This window comes from Glaciimonas sp. GNP009 (assembly GCF_054343755.1).
The window spans coordinates 1,520,032-1,538,512 of sequence record NZ_JBTGUV010000004.1; the positions used below are offsets into that span (position 1 = coordinate 1,520,032).

Annotated in this window: 16 protein-coding genes and 1 riboswitch; of the genes, 7 read left to right on the plus strand and 9 right to left on the minus strand. The window is 50.0% G+C overall.

From position 1 onward, the window contains the following. The first annotated feature begins 178 nt into the window (after positions 1-178). From ACXX82_RS07650 to ACXX82_RS07660, 3 genes are all read left to right on the plus strand, one after another. A complete protein-coding gene (locus tag ACXX82_RS07650) occupies positions 179-649 on the plus strand; it encodes a hypothetical protein (protein WP_323506727.1) in 471 nt (156 codons plus the stop codon). Positions 650-786: 137 nt separating this feature from the next. After that, a complete protein-coding gene (locus ACXX82_RS07655; protein ID WP_322233301.1) occupies positions 787-1,743 on the plus strand; it encodes a homoserine kinase in 957 nt (318 codons plus the stop codon). Between the two features lie 5 nt (positions 1,744-1,748). After that, entirely contained in the window at positions 1,749-2,519 is a 771-nt protein-coding gene (locus tag ACXX82_RS07660) for a BPSS1780 family membrane protein (RefSeq protein ID WP_322233303.1), read from the plus strand. Between the two features lie 63 nt (positions 2,520-2,582). Here ACXX82_RS07660 and ACXX82_RS07665 read toward each other — a convergent pair whose 3' ends face one another. Next, positions 2,583-4,865, minus strand: a complete 2,283-nt coding sequence (locus ACXX82_RS07665; RefSeq protein ID WP_458562713.1) for a UvrD-helicase domain-containing protein — start codon at positions 4,863-4,865, stop codon at positions 2,583-2,585. A 291-nt stretch (positions 4,866-5,156) separates the two neighbouring features. On the opposite strand from ACXX82_RS07665, the gene ACXX82_RS07670 reads away from it, so the two are divergent. Together ACXX82_RS07670 and ACXX82_RS07675 are read left to right on the plus strand one after the other, a co-directional pair. Continuing rightward, a complete protein-coding gene (locus ACXX82_RS07670; RefSeq protein WP_458563969.1) occupies positions 5,157-6,395 on the plus strand; it encodes an MFS transporter in 1,239 nt (412 codons plus the stop codon). A 169-nt stretch (positions 6,396-6,564) separates the two neighbouring features. Then, positions 6,565-7,065 (plus strand): Dps family protein, encoded by a 501-nt coding sequence (locus ACXX82_RS07675; RefSeq protein ID WP_322233307.1) that lies wholly within the window; start codon positions 6,565-6,567, stop codon positions 7,063-7,065. Positions 7,066-7,152: 87 nt separating this feature from the next. On the opposite strand, the gene thiE is transcribed toward ACXX82_RS07675, so the two are convergent. The 5 genes from thiE to thiC all read right to left on the minus strand — a co-directional run bounded on the left by thiE (position 7,153) and on the right by thiC (position 11,816). Further along, positions 7,153-7,779 (minus strand): thiamine phosphate synthase, encoded by a 627-nt coding sequence (gene thiE / locus ACXX82_RS07680; protein ID WP_458562714.1) that lies wholly within the window; start codon positions 7,777-7,779, stop codon positions 7,153-7,155. Positions 7,780-7,833: 54 nt separating this feature from the next. Next, positions 7,834-8,679 (minus strand): bifunctional hydroxymethylpyrimidine kinase/phosphomethylpyrimidine kinase, encoded by an 846-nt coding sequence (gene thiD / locus ACXX82_RS07685; RefSeq protein WP_458562715.1) that lies wholly within the window; start codon positions 8,677-8,679, stop codon positions 7,834-7,836. Further along, complete coding sequence (locus tag ACXX82_RS07690; RefSeq protein ID WP_416348545.1) at positions 8,676-9,482, minus strand: thiazole synthase; 807 nt, start codon at positions 9,480-9,482, stop codon at positions 8,676-8,678. The genes thiD and ACXX82_RS07690 overlap by 4 nt, the downstream gene beginning before the upstream one ends. A 211-nt stretch (positions 9,483-9,693) precedes the next feature. Next, positions 9,694-9,894: a sulfur carrier protein ThiS gene (gene thiS, locus ACXX82_RS07695; protein WP_322240225.1), complete on the minus strand. Its 201-nt coding sequence runs from the start codon at positions 9,892-9,894 to the stop codon at positions 9,694-9,696. Positions 9,895-9,902: 8 nt separating this feature from the next. Next, positions 9,903-11,816 carry a phosphomethylpyrimidine synthase ThiC gene (gene thiC / locus ACXX82_RS07700; RefSeq protein ID WP_323506731.1) on the minus strand — a complete coding sequence of 638 codons (1,914 nt, stop codon included), beginning with the start codon at positions 11,814-11,816 and terminating at the stop codon, positions 9,903-9,905. Positions 11,817-11,914: 98 nt separating this feature from the next. Continuing rightward, positions 11,915-12,033, minus strand: a riboswitch (TPP riboswitch). Between the two features lie 280 nt (positions 12,034-12,313). Between thiC and ACXX82_RS07705 the strand changes: the two genes are divergently transcribed. Both ACXX82_RS07705 and ACXX82_RS07710 read left to right on the plus strand, forming a co-directional pair. Next, complete coding sequence (locus ACXX82_RS07705) at positions 12,314-15,133, plus strand: valine--tRNA ligase (RefSeq protein ID WP_458562716.1); 2,820 nt, start codon at positions 12,314-12,316, stop codon at positions 15,131-15,133. 130 nt (positions 15,134-15,263) lie between these two features. Next, a complete protein-coding gene (locus ACXX82_RS07710; RefSeq protein WP_416186781.1) occupies positions 15,264-15,710 on the plus strand; it encodes a DUF2147 domain-containing protein in 447 nt (148 codons plus the stop codon). A gap of 158 nt (positions 15,711-15,868) precedes the next feature. Here ACXX82_RS07710 and ACXX82_RS07715 read toward each other — a convergent pair whose 3' ends face one another. The 3 genes from ACXX82_RS07715 to ruvB form a co-directional block, all read right to left on the minus strand. Beyond that, the gene (locus ACXX82_RS07715; protein ID WP_322233319.1) at positions 15,869-16,711 is read right to left on the minus strand and encodes a 2-keto-4-pentenoate hydratase; all 843 of its coding nucleotides are present in this window, start codon (positions 16,709-16,711) and stop codon (positions 15,869-15,871) included. A gap of 95 nt (positions 16,712-16,806) precedes the next feature. Then, positions 16,807-17,265 (minus strand): YaiI/YqxD family protein, encoded by a 459-nt coding sequence (locus ACXX82_RS07720; protein WP_322233321.1) that lies wholly within the window; start codon positions 17,263-17,265, stop codon positions 16,807-16,809. Between the two features lie 34 nt (positions 17,266-17,299). Then, positions 17,300-18,358, minus strand: coding sequence for a Holliday junction branch migration DNA helicase RuvB (ruvB, locus tag ACXX82_RS07725; protein ID WP_322233323.1), 1,059 nt, complete (start codon positions 18,356-18,358; stop codon positions 17,300-17,302). Positions 18,359-18,481: the final 123 nt, after the last annotated feature.

The following is an 18,481-nucleotide window of genomic DNA, read 5'->3' on the forward strand; positions in this document are numbered from 1 at the left end:
TGACATCGCCAAGCAACAACAACAGCCCCAAAAAGGTGCGATTTATCTGTGCTAATTGGGCTTGATCTACGACTTGTGCCCTATCGTTACGGCCGGTTTGCTACAATGGAACCATTGCATCTAACTAGATTTTTTTACTAGTTCGATACCAACGAACAACTATGGCATCCAAAAAACCATGAATAACCTTAAAGTCTGGCCAGTGGCAACGTTATCAGCGCTTTTAATTGCTGCGGTTGGTGTAATGACGACATCAATGGTGCAGGCACAGCAGCAGACGAATACGCCGCGGCCTGCAAATCTGGCACCGCCGCCGCCCGAACTACAGAATCTGGAAGAGGGTGAAAAACCTGCCATTACCATTCAAAAAAACGAGAAAGCGCCGGAAGACACCATCACGCAGCAGCGCCAGCAAGGCGTTGTCACGGACATCAAGGTTAACAGCGGCGGCAGTACTTATCACATCGTACCTAGAACAGCCGGCACGTCGTTGCCGGGCGATACGCCAAGTGCACCAGCGAACGGTGCGCGATGGGTGATTAAGGAGTTCGATTGGGGCCAAAAGAAAGAAAAGCCAGCAACTCCCGGCCAAGAACAGGCTGTTGATAGTAAAACAGCGCCAATGCCACCTACCACGCCAGCCCAATAAGGCGGCTTTTCTGGTGCTTTTTGTAGCCCTGCGGCAAATGTTGATGAGAGATTCAAATGTTGGGTCTTTTTTCTACATTCTCACAAATAGCGTGACCTTTCGACTTTTTCCGAAATCTCTTTTTTTAAATTTTTCTCATGGCAGTATTTACCCCGGTCAGCCTCGATGACCTTAGCCAATGGCTTTCACAATTTCCCTTAGGCAAAGCACTGGCGATCAAAGGTATTTCGTCCGGTATCGAAAATAGTAATTTTTTCATCAATACCGAGGCCGGCGAATACGTGCTGACAGTTTTTGAAAAACTGACGTTCGAACAATTGCCTTTTTACCTTGAACTTATGCGTCACCTGGCGCAGCGTGGCGTGGCGGTGCCTGCTCCCATAGCCAATCAGCATGGCGCGCTTATTAATGCACTACACGGCAAACCCGCTGCGATCGTTAGCAAACTGCGTGGCGAATCCGAAATGTCGCCGGGTCCTGTGCATTGCCGCGAAGTCGGGGTCATGCTGGCAAAAATGCATCTGGCGGCACAAGATTTTCCGATTTATCAGCCTAACTTGCGTGGACTCGCATGGTGGCGGGACACAGCACCTGCCGTGCTGCCATTTTTGCCTGCAGAGATTAAACAGCTGCTCGGTTCCGAAATTAAGTTTCAGGAGGATTTTGCGGTAACTGCCACTTATCAAAGCCTGTCCAAAGGGCCCGTGCATGCCGATCTTTTCCGCAATAATGTGATGTTTGACGGCGATAAATTATCGGGCTTTTTCGACTTTTATTTTGCTGGATGCGATACTTGGCTATTCGATCTTGCCGTCACCGTTAACGATTGGTGTATCGACGTCGATACAGGAGAACTTGACGAGGTGCGCGTAGCGGCAATGCTGGACGGCTACCGCTCAGTGCAAGCGTTTAGTAGTGACGATCAAACCGCCTGGCAACCCATGTTACGCGCCGCCGCATTGCGCTTCTGGCTATCTCGTCTTTATGACTTTTACTTACCTCGCGCAGCAGAAATGCTGACGCCGCATGATCCGGCGCATTTTGAACGGATCTTGCGACAACGCATCGCTCACCCGGCTCCGGCCCTGCTCTGAATATAATGGAAAAATTACCTGCAAAAACTGGTTGGATCTGGGTAAAAAGTGGCTTTGCGTTATTCCGCAAACAACCAGCTGAAATCTCGACTCTTTTCCTTGCCTATATGTTCCTGATGCTGGCTGTCGGTATCGTACCTGTATTGGGTCAACTGCTACCGCTGATACTGATACCTGTATTTTCAATGGCGTTCATGCAGGCCTGTGTGCAAATTGAGAACGACAAACGCGTTTTCCCAAATTTACTGCTGACGGGATTTCGTTCGCCTGCAGTGAAAAATCTGTTACTACTTGGGTGCTTATACTTACTCGCCGCAATGATCGCCATTGGCGCCTCGGCATTGATTGATGGCGGCGTTTTCTGGGAAGCTATGACCGGACAGATTCCACTTGATGCCAAAACGGCGCAAGAATCGAATATGACATTAGCCATGATGTTCTCTGCCGCCGTGTACGTGCCCTTTGCCATGGGATTCTGGTACGCGGCTCCTCTTATTGCGTGGCAAAAAATGAGCGTATTCAAGGCGATTTTTTATAGCTTTTTCGCGGTTCAGCGTGAGACAAAAGCGTTTATGGTGTACGGACTTTCATGGGTCGTCTTCGGCGTATTGTTCCCTGCCATTATCAGCGTGATCGTCGCGCTGTTAGTAGGTAATGCATCGATTACGCTTATGGTGCTGTTGCCACTGTCGATCCTGCTAACAGTCGTCATGTATTGCTCGTTTTATCCCACCTACAAGCAGGTATTTGGCGAGCCGGAACCCTCTGAAAAGTAAACTCTTGTAGCTTGTTCACTTCCCCGGTCTCCCCGGAGAAGTGAATTATAAGAGATCTGATGCCTACACCTTATCCAGCTTGGCGATCGTTAAGTCCAGCAATTTCATTCCATGCTTGCCAAAGTTAATTTGCGCGCGGGCGTTTCCACCACCACCTTCGATATTGACAATCACGCCTTCACCGAATTTTTGATGGGCGACATTTTCCCCAATGCGCCAACCCACATCCTGTTTCGTGATTTTGTTTGCAATGGCATTAGCGCCATATTGGGGCTCATCAACCCATGCCGCTTTCGGGTGCGCAAACCAGCTTTGTTGCTGTGGTTGTATTTTGGGTGACAACCACTTGAGCGAGTCTTCAGGCAACTCATCGAAGAATCGTGACCGCAGGTTATAACGCGTCTGCCCGTGCAGCATTCGCGTCTGCGAGAAACTCATGTAAAGGCGCTTTTTAGCACGCGTGATAGCGACATACATCAGACGCCGCTCTTCTTCCACGCCAGAGTCTTCTTTTTGGGAATTCTCATGGGGAAACAATCCCTCTTCCAGCCCTGTAATAAATACCGCTTCAAACTCCAGACCTTTGGATGAATGCACCGTCATTAGCTGCAAGGCGTCTTGCCCGGTTTTAGCCTGATTATCTCCCGCCTCTAACGAGGCATGTGACAAAAATGCTGACAACGGCGACATGATGAACGACAGCCGTGCGTCCGCATCAATAATTTCAATCCCATCCGCGGTCGTAATAGAGGCCGCTGCCAACACATCGGCTTGCGGGCCGAGCAATGCCGGCGCTTCTACTCCAAATCCTTCTTCTGAGACGAATAAGGTCGCAGCGTTGACCAATTGCTCCAGATTTTCGATGCGGTCGGCGCCCTCGCGCTCGGTACCGTAATGCGTTATTAGCCCACTCATGCCGAGCATAATCTGCACCATTTCTGGCAACGGCAAATGCTGCGTTTCAAAGCGTGCACCTTCAATTAACTTGAGAAATGCGCCGAGAGAGGTGCCGGCCTTTCCCGCCACGTACGGTACCGCTGCATACAGCGAAATACCTTGCTGACGTGCGGCATCCTGTAGGTGTTCGAGAGAACGCGCGCCAATACCGCGTGTTGGAAAATTCACGACGCGCAAAAATGCTGAATCGTTATGGGGATTGTCCATCAGTTGCAAATACGCGATTGCATGCTTGACTTCTGCACGCTCAAAATAGCGTTGACCGCCATACACCCGATACGGAATGCCAGCTGAAAATAACGCATGCTCAATCACCCGCGATTGCGCGTTTGAACGATACAGGATCGCTATTTCGCTACGCGTTGCACCCTCATTGATCAGGCTCTTGGCTTCCTCGATAATCCACTGGGCTTCGAGTAAATCACTAGTTGACTCATAAATTCTCACCGGCTCGCCGTGGCCAGCATCAGTGCGCAAGTTTTTACCCAGACGCTTGCTATTATTAGCGATTAGCGTATTGGCAGAGTCTAGAATATGACCTTGCGAGCGATAATTTTGCTCCAGCTTGATCAAATTTTCGACCTGAAATTCACGCTGAAAGGTACTCATGTTGCCGACATTCGCGCCGCGAAATGCATAAATACTTTGATCGTCATCGCCAACGGCAAACACCGCGCCGCCTTGCCCTGCCATCAACTTTAACCATTTATATTGGAGATCGTTGGTATCTTGAAACTCGTCCACCAAAATATGTTTAAAACGGGCTTGATAATGCTCACGCAAAGGCTGATTTCTGACCATCAATTCATAGGTGCGCAATAATAGTTCGGCAAAATCAACGACCCCTTCGCGCTGGCATTGCTGATCATAAAGGGCGTATAACTCGACAAATTTGCGATTGTAGTCATCGTTAGCTTCGACATCGTGCGCACGCAAACCCTGATCTTTTGCACCATTGATAAAGTACATCAAGTTACGCGGCGGATACTTCTCATCATCGATGCTCAATGATTTAAGCAACCGTTTGATCGCCGATAACTGATCTTGCGAATCAAAAATCTGAAACGTCGGCGTCAGCGCGGCATCCTTGTGATGCGCACGTAGCAGGCGGTTGCAGAGGCCGTGGAACGTCCCTATCCACATCCCGCGTGTATTAATCGGCAACATCGCTGATAATCGCATCATCATTTCTTTGGCCGCCTTATTGGTAAAGGTGACGGCTAGTACGCCTGACGGTGAAACTTGTCCGGTTTGAATAAGCCACGCAATGCGGGTGATCAGTACGCGCGTCTTACCGGATCCGGCACCGGCGAGAATCAAGGCTGGTTGAGCGGGCAAAGTGACTGCGGCGAGTTGTTCGGGATTGAGATTCTGAAGAAGATTTTGCATCCCATCATTATAACTGCGCGGCTATAAAAGAAGCGCGTTCCACGAGAGTACCGAGACTGTTACGAAGGGTATACGCTATAACATCGGCACACGGCAAGCAATAATTCACTCCAAAGAGTAAAATACTGCGTTGCAGCAAAGCAAAAATCCTGTCTGCGTTGACCTCTTAGGTTACATCCTGGTTACACCGCTTTTTGTCGATTACTCTCGCTTCCTCATCTTTCTACGTTAACTACCATGTCCGAACCAGCCCGCTTCAACCGCGGTAAGCCGTCCACTTCCGAACCTGGCATGTCGCCTGCGCCTGATTTACAGCAAGCGTCAAAGCTAGACGCGCAGCCCCTTTCAGAGGGTGCCGTTAGCTTCCATATTATCGCCACTTCTTTTTTTACTTTTATCTGCTACCTGTCAATTGGCCTGCCATTGGCGGTATTGCCTGGCTACGTCCATGTCGATTTAGGCTACAGTTCGGTGCTAGCTGGCCTCGCCATCAGTATTCAATATCTGGCCACCATGCTAAGCCGCCCGCGCGCTGGCCGCATTGCTGATTCAGTCGGTCCCAAAACATCGGTGTTGTATGGCTTAATTGGATGTACGGCAAGTGGAGCAATATTAATTGTCGCGGCATTATTGCCCTCCGTCCCATGGCTCAGCTTGGTTATATTGATGCTTAGCAGGTTAGTGCTCGGTTACTCGGAAAGTCTGGTTGGTACCGGGGCCATTGCCTGGGGCATTGGTCGCGTTGGATCTCAACATACCGCACGCATGATTTCGTGGAACGGCATTGCTACCTACGGCGCACTTGCAGTGGGAGCGCCATTGGGCGTCGTGATCGTTCACGCATGGGGTTTGGCATGGGTCGGCGTTGCCATTATCGGGCTGGGCGGGCTTGGTTACTATCTAGCCCGGCGCAAACAAGCCACCGCAGTGATTAAAGGTGATCACCTTCCGTTTAGAAACGTGTTGCGCCGCGTGTTGCCGCATGGTCTCGGGCTGGCCCTTGGGTCAGTCGGATTTGGATCAATTGCTACTTTTATTACCCTCTTTTATGCGAGCCATCATTGGTCTAACGCCGCCTTCGCTCTCACATTATTTGGTGGCTTTTTTGTGGGTGCCCGGCTCTTATTTGGTTCGGTGATTACACGATTTGGCGGCTTTCGCGTGGCAGTTGCCTGCTTTGCAGTCGAGGCAGTGGGATTGCTGTTGCTTGGCTTCTCCACCGCTTCTTGGGTCGCGTTATGCGGAGCGGCCCTAACCGGCTGTGGCTTTGCGCTGGTTTTTCCTGCACTAGGTGTCGAGGCCGTGCGCAGGGTGCCGCAGCATAATCGCGGAAGTGCGCTAGGCGCTTACTCCATGTTTTTAGACGTGGCGCTCGGCATTACCGGACCGTTAGCGGGATTAATCGCCACCGCATTTGGTTATCCCGAAGTATTCCTGTTCGCTGCCCTGGCTGCGCTTGCAGGTGTTGCCTTAACGATCACTCTGTATAGACGCTCGGAACAGTCGATGGGAAATATGTCGATTGAGTGATTGGTTAACAGCGCGTCCTACACGATTGAACGTAACTTCAATCGTGACAAGGCAATCGGATTTAGACGTCTGGTGTCGCTATGCATCAAATTGACATAGAATAGTTGCAAACAAACATATAAGTATTTTGGCAATTCCAAAACCCGTAGCCCACAGAAGGAGTAATCCAATGGCAAAGATAGCCGCAAAGAAAAACGTCGCAGTCATCAACATCGGCATCAACGATAAAGACCGCAAGAAAATTGCAGACGGCCTCAGCAAATTACTCGCCGACACGTACACGTTATATCTGAAAACGCACAATTTCCATTGGAATGTGACCGGTCCAATGTTCAACACATTGCATTTGATGTTTGAAGGTCAGTACACAGAACTCTCGCTTGCCGTTGACCTGATTGCTGAACGCATCCGCGCATTGGGTTACCCTGCACCTGGTTCATATGCTGCGTTTGCTAAATTATCGACAATCGCCGAGGCAGTTGGCGTCCCGACCGCAACAGAAATGATTCAACAACTCGTCGCAGGACAAGAGTCCGTCACACGCACTGCTCGCTCAATTTTCCCAGTAGTCGACGCCGCATCTGATGAGCCAACGGCGGATCTTTTGACGCAACGCATGCAGCTGCATGAAAAAAATGCATGGATGTTGCGTAGTTTGCTAGAGGGCTAATTTTTAGGCCGTGGCCAATCGTATGAAGATATTAAAACGGCGCAATCAGCGCCGTTTTTTTTCACCGTCGTGAGCAATTTCGAAGTGCTAACGCGTAAACAGAGCGACGAATTCACGCGCTGCTGCGACCGGATCATCAGCCAGATAAACACTACTAATCGCCGCCACCATATCAGCGCCAGCCGCCACTAATGGCATCGCATTTTGTGCCGTCATGCCGCCGATAACGACATTTGGTAACGCGATCTCAGTTTTAGCGATTGTCATGATTGACGCTTGCGTCGTCACGTCGTATTTTTTTACTTTGGATGGAAAGAATCCACCGAATGCAACATAACTAGCACCACAACGTACAGCATCGTGCGCCAGTTCCAAGCTGCCGTAACAGGATGCACCAACGATTTTATCTGGACCGACTTTGGCACGTATTTCTGCCACGCTGGCGTCAGTGCCACCAACGTGAATGCCGTCCGCGTCCAAAGCCAGACAAAGATCAACATGATCATTGATGATGAACGGTCGCTGGTAGCGCCGACACAATGCAAATAATAATGCGGCTTGCTCCTGACGTAACGCGGCATCTGCGGTCTTATGACGATACTGTAGTAACGTCGCACCGCCTTGCAATGCTTGCTCGCTTACCGCGAGCAATTTGGCCGTATCATCCCAGTCCGGCGTGACAATATAGAGGCCTTTCAGGTTAAACGTTTTCATAACGACTCCTTCGTATTCTAAAAAAATGCCGACGCCAAAGTTAGCCGATGTGGGTTAAGCAAGTTGCTTTAAACGATTCGGTATGCGCTGCCCATCGGCGATGCCGTATGACGATGTCAACGTTTGCTGACAATACGTCTGCGCAGCGCTGATCGCTTGTTCCATCGACATTCCCTGCGCCAACAATGCTGCCAAACCTGCTGCGAGAGTGCAACCGCTACCATGAAACTCTCCCTGCAAGCGTGGCCAACGCCAGCTCTGCTGGTGTTCGCGGGTGTACCACCGATTCAATACGTGATCCTGCTCGGGGCCATGTCCACCCTTCAACAATACATGCTGACACCCACGCGCCAACAATTGCTGCGCCTGAACATCGGGATCATGATCCGCGCTAGATGGAGAGCCGCATAACCGGTTCGCCTCAATCCGGTTCGGCGTAATCACCGTTGCCAAGGCAAACAATGGTGCTAGCGCGGCAATTGGGTCTTCCGTCGACAAGGTGTCGCCCGCACCGTTTGCCAACACGGGGTCAAACACCACTGGCAAGTCAGGCTGGCGTGCACGCAGTTGGCGTATGATGGCGGCGATCACGTCGGCGTTGGCGCGATTGCCCACAATGCCGAGTTTGACGGCTGCGATCTCGATCCTGTCCACCAAGACTTGCGCCTGTTGATGAACCAGATCAGCCGCCACCGGATAAACCCCGAAGACACGCTGGTTATCCTGGACAGTGAGGACCGTCACGACCGACATCGGGTGCGCACCAAGTCCGGCAATGGCGGTGATGTCGGCTTGCAAACCGGCACCACCGCTAGGATCAGAACCCGAGAAGACCAAAACGCACGGAGGCGTTGAGCGCTCTGTAGTCGATTCTGAAAGACTGGATTGTCTCCCCGTCACTTTACACGCCCAGCCATAGGCGACGAGGGGGACGCTGCAAAGCGCTTAGGAATTCTCCCCGCCAGATAAGCTTCACGACCGGCTTCAACCGCCAAGCGCATCGCTCGCGCCATGCGAATCGGGTCACGCGCGCCAGCAATCGCCGTATTCATCAACACGCCATCACAGCCCAACTCCATCGCAATCGCGGCGTCGGAAGCAGTGCCAACTCCGGCATCAACTAACACCGGTACTTTAGCCTGATCGATAATCAGCGATAAATTCCAAGGGTTCAAAATCCCCATTCCGGACCCAATTAATGAAGCCAGTGGCATGATGGCAACGCAACCGATTTCCTCGAGAATACGCGCCTGAATCGGATCATCGCTGCAATACACCATGACATCAAAACCATCTTTGACGAGTGTTTCTGCTGCTTTCAAGGTCTCGGGCATATTGGGAAACAAAGTCTTTTCGTCGCCGAGTACTTCCAGCTTTGCCAACTTGTGACCGCCCAGTAATTCACGGCCTAATTGCAACGTATACACGGCATCTTTCGCCGTATAGCAACCGGCAGAATTAGGCAATATCGTATAGCGCGACTGCGGCACAACATCTAGCAGATTAGGCGCGTCTGGGTCTTGGCCGATATTGACCCGACGAATCGCGACCGTAATAATTTCTGCACCGCTGGCTTCAGTCGCGTCACGCGTTTGGTCCAGATCGCGGTATTTCCCACTACCGACTAGCAGCCGCGAACGGTAGGTTTTCCCTGCGATAATCAAGCCACTATCCTGTTGGCTTTCTGAGAGGGCATTGTGCATGTTCATGATTTTTCCTTTCGAATTGCTTTGATGGTTCGGTAACGCTCAGCGCTACCGAACCAATATCGTTGCAAACAGTTGCATTTGGCAGGCAAGACATTCGCAGCATAAATTGACGTAAGGACAGCTTATGGTCTGCGTGATGGCAGAGATCGCCAGCACCCAACTTCACACCCCGCCTTACGCTCGCTTTATGCCAGTTACGCCAACCTTAACCGCCCCCGATAGCCCGCACCACGTCGACCTTATCATGTGACTGCAAGACATGCTGCGCCCATAAGTGGGACGGTACCACCTGACGATTGACCGCCACGGCAATCGCCTTGCCGGACATCGCCAGCGCCGCTACCAACTGCTGCAACGTCTGATGATCGTCGAGCTGATGCGGCGCACCGTTAAGTTCGATTTCCATCATCACGCTCACTGTTTTCTATAAATTTCCGCACCGCTTTTGATGAATTCGATGGACTTCACTTCCATCCCTTTCTTCAACGCAGCGATCTCGGTGATACCTTGCTTGGCAGCGTATTCCCGCACTTCCTGTGTGATTTTCATGGAGCAGAAATGGGGCCCACACATCGAGCAAAAATGCGCTACTTTGGCAGAATCCTTCGGCAACGTTTCATCGTGAAATTCGCGTGCTTTATCTGGATCAAGACCAATATTGAACTGGTCATCCCAACGGAATTCGAACCGTGCTTTAGACAATGCATTGTCACGAATCTGAGCACCGGGATGGCCCTTCGCCAAATCCGCGACGTGCGCTGCAATTTTGTAGGTGATGATGCCGTCCTTCACATCAGCTTTGTTCGGCAAGCCCAAATGCTCCTTTGGCGTGACGTAACACAACATCGCGGTGCCATACCAACCGATCGTGGCCGCGCCGATGCCGGACGTGATGTGATCGTAACCCGGTGCAATGTCAGTGGTCAGCGGTCCCAATGTGTAAAACGGTGCTTCGTCACATTGCTCAAGTTGCAGATCCATGTTTTCCTTGATCAAATGCAGCGGCACGTGGCCCGGCCCTTCGATCATTACCTGCACATCATGCTTCCACGCAATTTGGGTGAGCTCACCCAGCGTTTTCAATTCGGCCAGTTGTGCCTCGTCGTTGGCATCATAGATCGATCCTGGACGCAATCCATCACCCAGACTGAACGAGACGTCATACGCTTTCATGATCTCGCAGATGTCCTCGAAATGGTCATACAGGAACGATTCCTGATGATGTGCAAGACACCATTTCGCCATAATCGAACCACCGCGCGAAACGATTCCGGTTAGCCGCTTGGCAGTCATCGGCACGTATTGCAAACGCACACCGGCGTGAATCGTAAAGTAGTCAACGCCCTGCTCGGCTTGCTCAATCAGTGTGTCACGGAAAATTTCCCACGTCAGATCTTCGGCCTTGCCGTTGACCTTTTCCAACGCCTGATAAATCGGTACAGTGCCAATTGGCACAGGTGAATTACGGATGATCCATTCGCGGGTTTCATGAATGTGTTTGCCAGTCGACAAATCCATGACGTTATCGCCGCCCCAACGAATCGCCCAAGTCATTTTCTCGACTTCTTCACCAATCGATGACGTGACCGCTGAGTTACCGATATTGGCGTTAATCTTCACCAGGAAGTTGCGCCCGATAATCATCGGCTCGACTTCAGGATGATTGATGTTGGCTGGAATAATGGCACGGCCACGCGCTATTTCTGAGCGGACAAATTCTGGCGTGATTTCTGCTGGAATACTTGCACCAAACGATTGCCCCGGATGTTGACGGCCCATCAAATCAGCGAGACGATTGCCCATTGGGCCGGACGCTTTTAACTCTTCCAGATATTCCTGACGACGCATATTTTCGCGGATAGCGACGTATTCCATTTCCGGCGTCACGATGCCTTGACGCGCATAATGCATTTGCGAGACATTTTTACCTACTTTGGCACGGCGAGGTTTGCGTTGCAAGTTGAAACGCAATTCTGTCAACTTTGGATCGTTTAAGCGCTCAATCCCATATTCCGAGCTTGGTCCAGATAGCTCGTCGGTATCTTCCCGCTCGGTGATCCAAGGTGTGCGTGGTGTCGACAATCCGGACCGAATGTCAATTTTGACGTCCGGGTCGGAATACGGTCCCGAAGTGTCATAGACATAAATGGGGGGATTTTTTTCGGCACCGAACGACGCTTCGGTGTCGGATTGGGTAATTTGGCGCATCGGCACACGAATATCCGGCCGCGATCCTGTGACATAGATCTTGCGGGAATTCGGTAGTGGCTGAATGGCTGCTTCATCCACCGTGGCGGTGGCAGATAGAAATTTTGGATTTGCGTTCATTTTGGCTCCTTTGCGTGGTTGTCTCGGCGTGGAGCCAGCAAAGGAGTTTTCGAGAATGCGGCGGAATAACGGCGTGAAGCGTTATGAAATAAGGCCAACAACAAACTCGACGGCTTCCCTTCGCTGGCATTACCCAGATCAGGTTCAGAGGGTGTTTCTCACCCGACTATCAGTGTTAATAAATTAACGCTGATAGTCAGGACCCCTAGCATTTTGCTAACTTGGCGTAATTTCAAGCTAGCGAACTGAATTCTAACACCGACAATCCAGATCGCGCGAAGATTTACATTTGCTCTTCAAGAAAGTTTTATACATTGTTGATCAGACTATTTACTCTGATCAACAATAAATATTCTGACAAAAAATGATCTTTGCCTCCTCAAAGTAGGGCATTTGACCATTTTATAGTCACGTTCCTTAAATATGTCTGGCCTATGTGCCGAAGCAAACGTGTCGTCCTTTATAATCATTGTTTTAGCAAAAAACACCACTAAATCATGGAATTAGCCAAGTCTTTCGACCCTGCCGAGATTGAACAATTTTGGCGTAGCGAGTGGGAAAAACGCGGGTACTATGCCGCGACCACCGATGCCAGCAAACCATCGTTCAGCATTCAGTTACCGCCACCAAATGTTACCGGCACCTTGCACATGGGCCACGCATTCAATCAGACCATCATGGATGGCCTGGTGCGCTACCACCGCATGCGTGGCTTCAATACCGCATGGATACCGGGAACCGACCACGCCGGCATAGCGACCCAAATTGTGGTCGAGCGTCAACTCGATGCGCAAAAAATATCGCGTCACGATCTAGGCCGTGAAAAATTTATCGAAAAAGTCTGGGAGTGGAAAGAAAAATCTGGCTCTGCGATTACCGCCCAGATGCGTCGCCTTGGATCATCCGCCGATTGGGATCGTGAGTATTTCACGATGGACACCGACTTATCCGGGACCGTGACCGAGGTCTTTGTCAGACTATTCGAACAAGGTTTAATTTATCGCGGAAAACGTCTGGTCAACTGGGACCCGATGCTCGGCACGGCAGTTTCTGATCTCGAAGTGGTATCGGAAGAAGAAGACGGTTCGATGTGGTACATCCGCTATCCGCTGGTCGATGGCAGCGGTCATTTGACCGTGGCCACCACGCGCCCGGAAACCATGCTCGGCGATGCCGCCGTTGCCGTCGACCCAACCGATGAGCGTTATCGTCATCTGGTCGGCAAGATGCTGACGTTGCCATTGTGCGGTCGCGAAATTCCGATCATCGCCGATGAATACGTGGATAAAGAGTTCGGTACCGGCTGCGTGAAGATCACGCCAGCGCATGACTTTAATGATTATGCGGTGGGTCAGCGTCATAATCTGGACAAAATCAGCATCCTGACACTCGATGCAAAAATCAACGAGGAAGCGCCACAACAATATCAGGGCATGGACCGGTTTGTCGCACGTAAACAAATCGTCGCCGACCTTGATGCACTCGGTCTGCTCGAATCGGTTAAGCCGCATAAATTGATGGTCCCACGTGGAGACCGCACTGGCGTTGTGATTGAGCCAATGTTGACCGATCAATGGTTTGTGGCGATGAGCAAACCGGCACCAGAAGGCACGCATTTCCCAGGCAAATCGATTGCCGAAGTCGCGCTGGAAAAAGTCGCTAATGGTGAAATCAAGATGGTGCCAGAGAACTGGAACACCACTTACAATCAATGGCTCAACAATATTCAGGATTGGTGTGTTTCGCGTCAATTGTGGTGGGGCCATCAGATTCCCGCCTGGTACGACGAAGACGGAAATATCTACGTCGCGCGGACCGAAGCGGAAGCGCAGACTCAAGCTGGCAACAAAGTTATCAGACGCGATGATGACGTCCTCGATACCTGGTTCTCTTCTGCGCTGATACCTTTTTCAACGCTTGGTTGGCCTGAAGAAACGCCTGATTACAAAATGTTCTTACCATCATCAGTGCTGGTGACCGGCTTTGACATTATCTTCTTTTGGGTTGCACGGATGGTCATGATGACTACCCACTTCACCGGCAAAGTGCCGTTCGGGACCGTATACGTGCATGGTCTGGTACGCGATGGTAGCGGCCAAAAAATGTCTAAATCCAAAGGAAATACGCTCGATCCAATCGACCTGATCGATGGCATTGACGTCGAAACATTGGTCACAAAACGCACCACGGGTCTGATGAACCCCAAGCAGGCAGATAGCATCGCCAAGGCTACGCGCAAAGAATTTGCCGATGGCATTCCCGCTTTTGGCACCGATGCGCTGAGGTTCACCTTTGCGTCACTAGCGACGCTTGGTCGCAATATTAATTTTGACCTGAGCCGTTGCGATGGTTACCGGAATTTCTGCAACAAATTGTGGAACGCTACCCGCTTTGTTCTGATGAATACCGAAGGTAAGGATTGCGGATTTGAAGGTCATACAGCTGGCGAGTGCAACAAAGAGAAGCTGGATTTCTCTTATGCAGACCGTTGGATTGTTTCTCAATTACAACGCACCGAAATTGACATCGCGAAGGGTTTCACCGACTATCGTTTCGATAATATTTCATCCGCTATCTATAAATTCGTATGGGATGAATATTGCGATTGGTATTTGGAAGTCGCAAAAATTCAGATACAAAACGGCAGCCCGGCACAACAGCAAGCTACGCGTCGAACGTTATTACGGGTGCTGGAAACTATTTTGCGTCTGGCCCATCCGATCATTCCTTTTGTGACTGAGGCATTGTGGCAAAGCGTTGCACCATTGACTGGCCACGTGATGGATCCAGCTGGCGATTCGATCATGCGTCAATCTTACCCAGAAGCACGCCCTGACAAAATCGATGAAAAAGCGGAAGCATGGATGACAGAATTGAAATCCCTGACTGATGCCTGTCGTAATCTGCGGGGTGAAATGCAGCTGTCGCCAGCATTGCGGATACCACTGATTATTGCTGGTGATGCATCAAATCAAGCGGCTCTGAAAGCATTCGCGCCATACTTGCAAGGACTAGCAAAATTATCGGAAGTGCAAGTATTAGAGGATTTCCCCGAGTCTCCGGCACCTATTTCCATCGTCGGTAATGCTAAGCTAATGCTGAAGGTAGAAATTGATGTTGCCGCCGAGCGTGAGCGCCTTACCAAGGAGATCACCCGTTTGGAAGCAGAAATTACAAAAGCACAGGCGAAACTAAGCAATGACAGCTTTGTAGCTCGGGCACCCGCGCAAGTGGTTGCGCAGGAACAAGAGCGCGTGGCTAGTTTTACCGCCATCTTGGTTAAACTAAACGAACAGTTTGCCAAACTGAAGGACTAGAAACGCATCACAAAGCCTCATTGCATTATGAAACCCTGTAAATCAATGTGCGTAGGCGGGTAAATTAAGTGGCTAAAGTAAGTTGTTAAATAAATCGCTTACGCACAACAAAAAAATAAGGGAGACATGCATGAAAAAAAGTTCAATGAGTATCCTCGCGGCTGGTTTGCTCCTAGCATTTTGCGCCACGGCGCAAACTACATCTCCAGTTGGATTATGGAAAAATATTGACGACTCTACCGGCAAGCCCAAAGCGTTGATTCGGATAACTGAATCTGGTGGTGAGTTGTCAGGAAAGATCGAAAAATTATTTCGTGAGCCCAACGAAGAAGCTAATCCGAAGTGTGTCAAATGCGAAGGCGACAATAAGGACAAGCCAATTGTTGGCCTGACAATGCTGCAAGGTATGAAGGCTGATGGCGCTGAGTACAGTGGTGGGACTATTCTGGACCCAGCAAACGGTAAGGTCTACAAAAGCAAGATGTCACTTCTTGATGACGGTAAAAAATTAAGCGTACGCGGATATATCGGGGTGCCCTTGCTTGGACGCTCACAAACCTGGGTGCGTGAAGAATAAGGTTAACTACTTCAGTACGCTTATTGAGGTTTTAAAGCTCTTGGTAAGGTTATTAAGCCTAAATTAATGTGATGAAAATATGCCACACAATGTTGACGTTGCGTGGCATTTTTGCATTCGACCCTCATTAGATGGATGAGGGTTGAGTTGTTTTTTAGCTATATAAATGACAATGTTAAGCCAGGAAGGGCTACCCCAGAAAATGCCGTCACCCACGTTTGCCCCCGTTGGACTGGATATGCATCAGTCCAGGTCCCCGTTGTAATTACCTCACCAGCGGAGAGCGGTGAAAATTGTGGCTGGGTTTTAAGTAACTGATGTAAATGCCATACGGCGTGTAACGGGCTATCAAGCACATCGCTACCAAATCCAGCACCGCATAAAGTCACGGAATCCTCGGTACAACAAGACAATGAAACGCTCGCATTGGCTAATATATCTCCCAAATTACGTCGCGTAGCGGTCGACAGGACGTGTGGCTCTCCGATGATCAGAGTGCCGTGCAAACCGAATGCGGCGATGGCATCTGCAGCCTCAAATTTCCAATCAGGGAATGGGCACACAACGATCTCAAACGCATGCGCCATCCACTCAATACAATCGGCCAACTCACTGAGACTTGCATCCGGACTTGGAGTGGTTCCCAATTTGAATACGATTTCGGGTTCGATTCGTGGTTGTACCGCGCCTTCTAGACTTTGGATTCCTCGGTTGTCTTCAGCAAAACGCACGGTGCTATCAAAAATATGCGCCCACATGAGTGACTCAATGGGTTGATTAACCCCATACTTGGGCCATAAAGTACGATTGGTGAAACCTAATTTACGCCCTTTTGGAATCTCTCCACGACTAATGCTCGCGTCAAGAATTCGCTTGGAAATATCATAGCCATCTACCGGCAATAACGCCTCGCCGTTGGAAAATGGGGGTAACAATCGAGCGCTGGCTCTGGCATCGATGAGTTGATGCGCGTACCGATTAGCTTTTGTTGACATGAGCATGGTTCGCTTACACAAATTGGTGACGACTATCGCATTGTCTGTGACGTTTAATTTTTACACAAGCATCGCCTTGACGAATATGCGTTTCTTCCTTGTTAAATAGACGCTTTTTGTAAATGCCGATCTAATTGCGCGGCAAAATGATGGCGATCACTCTGGCTAAATATTGCTGGTCCGCCAGTATCGACACCCGATCCGCGCAACTCCTCCAACCATTTTCTCATAGCTAAATGCTGTTGAATATTATCGAGATTATAAAACTCGCCACGAGGATTTAGTGCGTCGCCGCCACAATCAAGGACTTGTGCTGCCAGCGGAATATCGGCCGTAATGACTAAATCTCCCGGATGCAACAAACGTATTATTTCCTGATCTGCAACATCAAATCCCGCTGGCACTTGAATTGCCTTGATAAAACGAGAGGGTGGGGTTCGCAATAACTTGTTGGCTACCAACGTAATCGTCATGTGACGCCGTTCTGCAACGCGAAATAAAATTTCTTTAATCGCATTGGGACAAGCGTCAGCGTCAATCCATATCTGGAAAGTTGACATTTTTGCGCCGGAAGCATCTCCGCCCGAGGGGTTGTTAATTTTGGCCCCAAAGTTCGCCGTTGGGACCGGTCTGCGGCGCACTAACACCAAAGTGCGCATAGGCAGCAGGAGTCGCGATCCTACCTCGCGGCGTCCGCTGCAAGAAGCCTTGCTGTATCAAATAGGGCTCCAGCACGTCTTCAATAGTGTCACGCTCTTCGCCTATTGCTGCGGCCAAATTATCAAGACCAACCGGGCCACCACCAAATTTAAAGAGCACAGCTTCGAGCAATTTACGATCCATTACATCGAATCCGACTGGATCAACATCTAGCATAACTAACGCGGCATCGGCGATGGCTTTAGTTATTTCACCATTTCCCTTTACCTCGGCATAGTCTCGAACACGTCTTAAAAGTCGATTGGCGATACGTGGCGTACCACGGCTGCGCTTAGCAATTTCAAACGCGCCATCCCCGACTATTGGCGCGTTGAGTAAAGCCGAACTGCGCGTAACAATTCTGGTTAATTCTTCCGGCGTATAAAATTCCAATCTGGCAACGATGCCAAAACGATCCCGCAGCGGATTTGTTAACATTCCCGCACGAGTCGTCGCACCAACCAACGTAAAAGGTTGCAAGTCGAGCCGGACGGAGCGTGCGGCTGGACCTTCTCCGATCATAATATCTATTTGATAATCCTCAAGAGCAGGATAAAGAATTTCCTCTACGACCGGTGAAAGCCGATGAATTTCGTCAATAAAAAGAACATCATTTGCTTCGAGATTCGTCAATAACGCAGCTAAATCTCCCGCTCGCTCAAGGACCGGACCTGATGTTTGGCGTAAATTAACACCCATTTCACGGGCGATGATGTGGGCTAGAGTAGTTTTTCCCAGCCCTGGAGGTCCAAACAGCAAGGTATGATCCAATGCCTCTTTACGTTGGCGAGCAGCAGTAATAAAAATTTCCAACTGCTCACGAATTTTTTGCTGCCCTACATATTCATCTAAATGCTTTGGTCGCAGCGCACGTTCAATTGCCTCTTCGTTTGGAGAGGCCGGAGTGGCCGCGATAATTCGCTGCTCGGTAAAGTCGTCGGTTTGAATGCTCATGATCGAATTGTAGCCGGACTGAAAGGTTTAGATGTCGTAGTTTAGATAAGCTTGCTACGGCCATATCTGAATGAGGGAAAATTTGATACTCATCGGCTTATTGCGAAAATTAGCATTAATAAA